The organism is Candidatus Obscuribacterales bacterium, assembly GCA_036703605.1.
GTDB lineage: Bacteria > Cyanobacteriota > Cyanobacteriia > RECH01 > RECH01 > RECH01.
Map to the genome: position 1 here is coordinate 1 of DATNRH010001230.1, position 4,261 is coordinate 4,261.

Genomic DNA, 4,261 nt, shown 5'->3' on the forward strand with positions numbered 1-4,261 from the left:
GAGTCACCTCTTTATCTTCCGAGATTTTGGTACCATTACGCTAAATTTAGTTCTTGCATCAGCCAAAATCCGGTGAAGGCATCGGCATCGGCATCAGTTTGGGTGGCCAAAAAGTGAACGCCTTGGGCCTTTTGCTTAGCACGTTCAAAGTTTTGAGCTTCGGTAGTCAGGGTGTCGGTGGTCAGGTTAGCCAAAATCCATGACTCACTCGCGCCCGTTTCTAGGGCCAGGACTGGCGGTTTACTGGGCAGGGCTTTGACAAAAGCAAGCTCTAAGCCTGACATCCAGGCGGCTAGGGGCAGGGCCCGAGGTGAGAAGATTAGCACGCCGGGAATGCGGGTATCGGGAGGTAGATCCAGCAATGGAAAGGAGAAGACTTCGCCAAAATCTACGGCCCAGTCTGGAAAGTCGGCAAAGGCGCTGGCTTCTAGGGTGACCAAGGTCCATTGCTGGCCGACCAAGGCATCGGGCAGGCGCTGAGGGATACTGTCGCCTAGGTTCACCGATGGGTTGGCGCTGGGCTTGTAGTTGGGCATGGCGGGATAGACCTGATCCATACGAGCCTGCAACCATTGATTGAGCGCCACCGTGCGCCGGCTAGGATAGGCAGGAATGCCAGCATCCTCACAAGCTTTGGTGATCATATTGGTCATCTGGCGGCGGAAAAAGCGAACGCGGTCGGGGGGAGCGGCGGCCTGGGCGATCGCTTCCTCCAAGGCCTGCCGCAGCCATACTGAATTCACTTCCGTGTTGGAGCAAAATTGGCTATAGCGAAACAGGTCATCCGGCGGTTGGTCAATGCGCAGCGGACTTTCGCAAATCAGCACCTCCCACTGTTTCTTGTTGCGCTCATCTAGCACTGGGCGCGAGTAAAAATCGATTTCCCAAATAATCCCCATGCGGTTCTCTAGCAGATGGTGAACAGTAGGCGTAGCATTGCTGAATCTAGGTATGAATCGCACCATCTACCCTCACCCTAGCCCTCTGCCAACAGGAGAGAGGACAAGAGTTTTAGCCCCTTCTCCCTAGGGAGAAGGGTTGGGGATGGGGGCAATTCATCCTGCTATCCAGCAATGCCGTAGGCGTTACTCGACGGTATGGCCGGCCGAGGTGATGGCTTGGCGCACATCCGCTTCGCTGGAGGTTGTGATCACGGTCACATTTTTGTTGTCTAAATCAGCATCTACTTGGGCTGATGCGTCCAGCTTGGCGATCGCCTTGGTGACGGTTTTGACACAGGCGTCGCACATAATAGACGGCACGTTGATGGTCATCGCCATGACAGTTCTCCCGTAATCCATACGTCCTATGACTCATTGTGCCGTGAGAGCGGCCCCTTGGCTACTGGCAAGCGATCGCGGTTAGCGCTTCCTGCACCACAGTGGCGGGTACTTGATCGGTGACAATCACCGTGCCGATGCTCTGGGGCAAGATAAACCGCACTTGGCCATCGAGCACCTTTTTATCGTGACTGAGGGCAGCGACGATCGCATCCAAATCCATCCCGGCTGGCAGTTGAGTGGGCAGGCCGGTTTTTTGGATCAAGGCAGTTTGGCGATCGCTCTCGGCAGCAGTCCACATCCCGAGCTGCACGGCAATATGCCCGGCGGCAACCATGCCGATACCCACAGCCTCACCATGGTTGACCAGCTTATAGCCCGTCAGACTTTCCACGGCGTGACCTATAGTGTGCCCGTAGTTCAAAATCGCCCGTAGCCCTGCCTCTTTTTCATCCTTGCTGACCACATGGGCCTTGGCCTGGCAGGAGCGGGTGAGAATGGTATGCAGCAACTCCTCAGGTAGGTAACGGACTTGATCCAGGCGCTTGGCGGCCTCAAGCTGCCCAAACAAGTCGGCATCCCAGATAATGCCGTACTTAATCACCTCTGCCATGCCGGCCCGAAACTCCCGCGCTGGCAATGTGCGCAGGACTTGGGGATCGATCAAGACCAGGCGCGGTTGATGGAACGCGCCAATCAAATTTTTGCCCTGGGGATGGTTCACCCCGGTTTTGCCGCCCATGGAGGCATCGACCATGGCCAACAGCGAGGTCGGTACCTGCACCACGGCGATACCCCGCAGCCAGGTGGCCGCCGCAAAGCCTGCCATATCGCCAATCACGCCGCCGCCAAGAGCCACGATGCAGGACGATCGCTCTAGGTGATGGGCGAGGGCGGCATCGTAGATCTTTTGGATGGAGTTTAGGGTTTTGTAGCGTTCCCCCGGTGGCAGGAGGCAGACGGCAACCTGAAAACCCGCCGTTTCTAGGGATGCCACGACGCGATCGCCATAGTGCTTAAAGATCGCCGGGTTTGATACTAGTAGGATACGTTTCCCTGGCGGCTTGGCCACAATCTCTGGATCTTGGAGCCAAGGGCCGAGATGATCTAACCCTTGGGGTGCGATCGCCACTTGATAGGACTGTTGGGGCAGATCGACGGTCACAAAAGAGGTTGCTGTCATGGTGGAGGAGGGGTTGTGCTGCAAAGTTTTCAAGGTCTGTGGGCTGTATTCTACTTCACAAAATGGTTCAATAGATGCAGTCGGACTGATCCGCAGTTGTTAGCGTGATGGAGGAATCACTATGTCTGGAGCGATCGCCTACGTGTTGATCTATGGGGGAGCCTTGGCCTTGGCCTTTGGTCTATATCTCACCCTCAAGGCCGTCAAACTCATTTAAGAGGTTGATGCTTCCTAGATTAGGGGAGCTTGGGGGATACCGAGGTGTTGCGCCACCGATTGCAGATGTGTTGGAACACCCCGACGATCCCCTCTGTCTACCTTAATCGGTCTACCTTCTTGATCGGTCTACCTTAATGCGTTAAGTGGACTCCCTTTAATAAAGCTGCCGGGTTTTGACTCCGCTCAACCCGCTTCTCCTAATAAAACCGGGTTTCGACTCTGCTCAACCCGCTTCTCATCGTTGAGCGTCTGTGTTACCTGAGAAGCTAGTTTCTGATCGACCTCTACCTGTAACCGCACCCGTGACCGCGACCACCCCAACACCAATTAAATTTTTGCAGTCTGCCACCTCCATGGCCTGGGTTGAGCAAGCGATCGCTCACCTCGATGTGGTGCTGCTGGATCATTCCCATTGCGAACGTAAGGCGGCTAGCGTTGCCCTCAACCTGATGTTTCGCTATCCGTCCCATACCCAACTGGTGCGCACCCTGACAGCGATCGCTCGGGAAGAGCTGGAGCATTTTGACCAAGTCAACCAGTGGCTAGAACGGCGGGGGATGGCCCTGGCACCCTTGGCTGCACCTCCCTACGGTGCGGGACTCACGGCCCACGTTCGTCGCCAAGAACCCGAACGCTTGCTGGATTCGCTCTTGGTCGCAGGGTTGATTGAAGCCCGCAGCCACGAACGCTTAGGTCTGCTTGCTGCCCATTGCCCAGAGCCGGAGCTGGCCGCTTTTTATCGCGGTCTCATGGCCTCCGAGGCGCGCCACTACGGCGTTTATTGGACGTTGGCGACCACTAGCTTTAGCCGTGAGCAGGTGAAGGCTCGTTTACTGGAACTGGGGGCGATCGAAGCCGATCTTTTGGCCACCCTGCACCCCGAACCCCGGATTCATAGCTAAGGCTTGATCCGAGGGTGCCTATCCCGATCGATTAATCCATGCCCAGAGGGGATGTTTGGGGCCCTGCTGGCGAATTTTCCAGACTTGCAGCTTGAGGCGATCGCGATCCAGCTTGGGCAGGCCCCACAGGATATTGCGGCTTTGCCAAACGAGGACGGAGACCGTCATGCCAATGCAGGTCGCTAGACCAATGGCCGGCAAGCGGTTAAAAATGATCGCATAGCGCAGGGCCGCCCAGGTAAAGTAATCTGCCCATAGCTCTAGTTCGTGGCGCACATGCCACAGGCTGAGTAGGCCCACACTCATCCATAGCCCTAACACTGCTGCCCAACGGCTATAGACCGTTAGATGGTGTAGGCGCTCAACCTGCTGTAAGAAGGTAGGATCTTCATTCTCTATGCTGTCCATCTCATCAGCCAATGAGTGGGATTGATGTTCGGGGTGAACCATAGGATCGTACAACTGTGAATGCTGGCATCGATGGCAGGTGGATGCACGATGGCAGACGATCAGTCAGGCAAACCATAGCATTTCCGCCTATTATCCTGCTAGTACAGGCGATTGCTCTATGAGGCAGTGTTTCCGTGGCGGCGAGTCATCGGCTTTTAACCAGGGTTGTCGAACTCAGCTTCGATAATCTCGGGTGGGGCGGCCTTAGATTCATCAGTAGCGGCTGG

At 55.9% G+C, this 4,261-nt stretch carries 6 protein-coding genes; 2 read left to right on the top strand and 4 right to left on the bottom strand.

Annotated features, from left to right (window positions below; genetic code table 11):
- Positions 1-35 precede the first annotated feature (35 nt).
- The 3 genes from V6D20_25510 to aroB all read right to left on the bottom strand — a co-directional run bounded on the left by V6D20_25510 (position 36) and on the right by aroB (position 2,463).
- On the bottom strand, positions 36-899 hold the full coding sequence (locus V6D20_25510) for a Tab2/Atab2 family RNA-binding protein (protein ID HEY9819140.1): 864 nt from the start codon (positions 897-899) through the stop codon (positions 36-38).
- Between the two features lie 186 nt (positions 900-1,085).
- Positions 1,086-1,280: a heavy-metal-associated domain-containing protein gene (locus V6D20_25515; protein ID HEY9819141.1), complete on the bottom strand. Its 195-nt coding sequence runs from the start codon at positions 1,278-1,280 to the stop codon at positions 1,086-1,088.
- A 61-nt stretch (positions 1,281-1,341) separates the two neighbouring features.
- Positions 1,342-2,463 (bottom strand): 3-dehydroquinate synthase, encoded by a 1,122-nt coding sequence (gene aroB / locus V6D20_25520; protein HEY9819142.1) that lies wholly within the window; start codon positions 2,461-2,463, stop codon positions 1,342-1,344.
- Positions 2,464-2,584: 121 nt separating this feature from the next.
- Between aroB and V6D20_25525 the strand changes: the two genes are divergently transcribed.
- Complete coding sequence (locus V6D20_25525) at positions 2,585-2,680, top strand: cytochrome b6-f complex subunit PetL (GenBank protein HEY9819143.1); 96 nt, start codon at positions 2,585-2,587, stop codon at positions 2,678-2,680.
- A gap of 304 nt (positions 2,681-2,984) precedes the next feature.
- The gene (gene miaE, locus V6D20_25530) at positions 2,985-3,584 is read left to right on the top strand and encodes a tRNA isopentenyl-2-thiomethyl-A-37 hydroxylase MiaE (GenBank protein HEY9819144.1); all 600 of its coding nucleotides are present in this window, start codon (positions 2,985-2,987) and stop codon (positions 3,582-3,584) included.
- Between the two features lie 18 nt (positions 3,585-3,602).
- Here miaE and V6D20_25535 read toward each other — a convergent pair whose 3' ends face one another.
- Positions 3,603-3,992: a hypothetical protein gene (locus V6D20_25535; protein HEY9819145.1), complete on the bottom strand. Its 390-nt coding sequence runs from the start codon at positions 3,990-3,992 to the stop codon at positions 3,603-3,605.
- Positions 3,993-4,261 lie beyond the last annotated feature (269 nt).